Origin of the sequence: Methanosarcina sp. A14 (assembly GCF_001729375.1) — an archaeon.
Lineage (GTDB): Archaea > Halobacteriota > Methanosarcinia > Methanosarcinales > Methanosarcinaceae > Methanosarcina > Methanosarcina barkeri.
In genome coordinates, this window is the sequence record NZ_LZPK01000320.1 from 1 (window position 1) to 2,777 (window position 2,777).

The 2,777-nt window shown below is 35.1% G+C and carries 3 protein-coding genes; 1 reads left to right on the forward strand and 2 read right to left on the reverse strand.

From position 1 onward, the window contains the following. Positions 1 to 975: 975 nt before the first annotated feature. Positions 976 to 1,374, forward strand: coding sequence for a hypothetical protein (locus A9239_RS13910; protein ID WP_011308457.1), 399 nt, complete (start codon positions 976 to 978; stop codon positions 1,372 to 1,374). A gap of 447 nt (positions 1,375 to 1,821) precedes the next feature. Here the strand turns inward: A9239_RS13910 and A9239_RS13915 are convergent, their stop codons facing one another. Next, positions 1,822 to 2,034, reverse strand: a complete 213-nt coding sequence (locus A9239_RS13915; RefSeq protein WP_048116442.1) for a MoaD/ThiS family protein — start codon at positions 2,032 to 2,034, stop codon at positions 1,822 to 1,824. Further along, on the reverse strand, positions 2,031 to 2,159 hold the full coding sequence (locus tag A9239_RS20595; RefSeq protein ID WP_255361955.1) for a hypothetical protein: 129 nt from the start codon (positions 2,157 to 2,159) through the stop codon (positions 2,031 to 2,033). The genes A9239_RS13915 and A9239_RS20595 overlap by 4 nt, the downstream gene beginning before the upstream one ends. Positions 2,160 to 2,777: the final 618 nt, after the last annotated feature.

Genomic DNA, 2,777 nt, shown 5'->3' on the forward strand with positions numbered 1-2,777 from the left:
TTTGAATACTGATTTTGATTACTGATTTTTGATGCTCCAGAAAATTTGATTATAAACTATTGGTTGATGTTATTCCCAAACATCTCTTAATGATGCATCATGTATTTTTGCAATTCAGTGAAGTTATAATAGCCATATATTGAAGCACAAAATGTAAACACTTCTAGCACCGGAAATTGATCGAGCCTATCCCAAAAGCCATTTCGTTCTTAATCATCAAGAATTTTCAGGACTGTTTTCATGATCAGAAACTTGATTGATTGTTCGGAATACAGGATTCAGAGAAGCAATTTTGAGTTTTGGGATCAGCTCATCATGAAAATATCAACCATATAATTATGGACGAACACTGAATTGAGTATAAATATTTAGTTTGCTCTTGAATCCTACTTTCCCTCGATACCTGAGTCCAAATTATTAATCAGTAAAATTATAATATTGTCAATATGGAACCTGAAATTTGTTATATAGAAAAGAATATTATAATACAGTACATATGCCAAAAACCTTAAATAGTTACCCATGCCAAGGCTAGTTGAAAGTTTTTCAACTCCTTTTTAATATATACAACTTTAAATAGTATGAGTACATTATTAATTGTTAGAGATGAATAACCTTCTAATTATATACCTATACAGGTTTAATTAATCAACCTGTAAAGTCCTTTCCATCAATCTCATAAAACGGGGCTCTTGTAGCCAGTTATAAACATCTGGCATTTGCTTTTAATGACCGGTTGTTAGACTTAAAACAGAAATAATCCGCTACATAGCGTAAAAACGTTTTTTATTGTATTTAGAATTTCAAAACGAAATAGGTTACCTTATAAATATATCGACAGTGTATATATTTAGAGATTGTCGTCAGTTTTAAAAGATAATTATAAAAGCCTTCCTTGAAGGTATAAACATAATTATTTTAATATTATTTAACTGACAACATTATCCATAAAATTAGAAGAAAGAAGGGGTTATCATGAAAGACTACGAAGTTAAAGTGCTGGACGAAAACGACCACATTTTTATTGAAACGTTAAGAAACCTTGGGATGTCCAGAAATGTCGCTACAACTATGGCATATCTTATGAATGTTGACGAGGCTTCATCCCGTGAAATAGAAATCAGTACCGGATTAAGACAACCAGAAGTAAGTCTTGCAATGAGACTGATGCGCAACCAGTCGTGGGTTAGCGTTCGTTCGGAAAAGAAACCCGGTAAAGGGCGCCCAATAAAGATCTATGCTCTTGCTGCTCCAGTTGACGAGATCATCAGTTATTACGAAGACAAAATTTACAAAGAATCTCAGGCAACCATCTCAGCAATTAAGAAGCTGAAGGTTATGAGTAAAAAGGTGCCTCTTACTCCCTCAAAGTAAAGCCTTCAAAACGAATTTGCTCCATAATGGCTGACAATTCTTATCTGGAATTCAACCATTATGGAAACAAAAATCTTAATTATTCGAATCATTTTTCATTCCTGTTCTCTACTTTTCTGGATCAACAGTTGCGCCGGTTGATCACGCCTATCACGTTGTTGCGGAGTTTTCAGTCAATTATTTTTTGAAATGGCTTGCTGGCAAACAGTTTTTAAAATGACTTGTGCCGCATGATCCAAGGGCAATTTGAGTAAATTAGCTTTCCTGAGAGCGTTGAAAATATAATCTCTCTAACCTTTCTCCAAAGACCACTACGCTTGAGCGAACGAAGTGAGCGAGAAGGGACTCGGGTGACAGAAATAGGTAATAAAAACGTCATACAGGGACTTCAAAAAAGGTGGAAAAAAGAATTGTAATAAAGGAGAGGTTCTGCCTTTTGCTGGCAGGTCAGCCCCCTGTGACAACTCTGAGGATTGTAAGTCTATCGGAACTGACTATTCCATCAAGAGGAACAGCATTCCCTCCATTTAATACAAGTACTGTTTCCTGATTTATATCCAAAGTATTAAGCAGTTCTTCGTAGGTAGCGCTCTCAGCTACTTCTACGGTCTGCTCAGAAATATCTCCAGCCTGGATTGTTATGTGTACTTTTCTACTCACTCTATTGCTCCACCGCCGCTTACCTGAATTTCGCCTACGACTTCCTTAATTAACTTCTGCTCCAGTTCATATTCTTTTCTGACGCCTTTCCTTTCCGCATTTCTCTTCTGGAACTTTCCTGGCATTTTAGATCTCCTCACGATTTTTCAGGTTTGCAACATAGTTGGTATAGATCTCTTCAAGCAGACTTGTTCTCTTGTCTTCTCGAGATGTATATCCAATAATTATAATCAATTTATGTTTTAATTAATGTTTTGGTTGACAATAATTGGTTAACATATTAGATTTTCAAACCTTATAGACACCACAAACTCGGAATATAAACATTGACAATAGGTTAACATTGGAGCTGATGTCATTCAAAAGTTTGACAAAAAAGATTTGAAGCTGGATCTATGAGATAAGAATAGGAGGTATTTATTCAAAGATTAAAGTTTTATTGAAGAGTTGGACAATACAATAAATGTTTCAAACTCAAGACAAAAAGTATTAATATTTGGTCGGTCCGAGAAAGATTTCCAGTAGAATAAAGAAAAAAACAGGTAAAGAAAAAAACAGGTAAAGGAAAGAGATAGATGGAATAAGAGATAGATGGAATAAATAGGTAAAGAAAAGAAGGAAAAACAGACTTTATTCTTGAACTTAATCTTATTCGAAAATGACTCAAAAATTGGAAGAACTAATTATACACCAGCCGGGATTCGGCCCCGGGTTCGAGCGTTGGCAACGCCCGGTGATAACCG

What these genes read in the sequence shown, in the direction of transcription:
- A9239_RS13910 (WP_011308457.1), top strand. Translation starts at nt 976, where the DNA reads ATGAAAGACTACGAAGTTAAAGTGCTGGACGAAAACGACCACATTTTT.
- A9239_RS20595 (WP_255361955.1), bottom strand. Translation starts at nt 2,159, where the DNA reads ATGCCAGGAAAGTTCCAGAAGAGAAATGCGGAAAGGAAAGGCGTCAGA.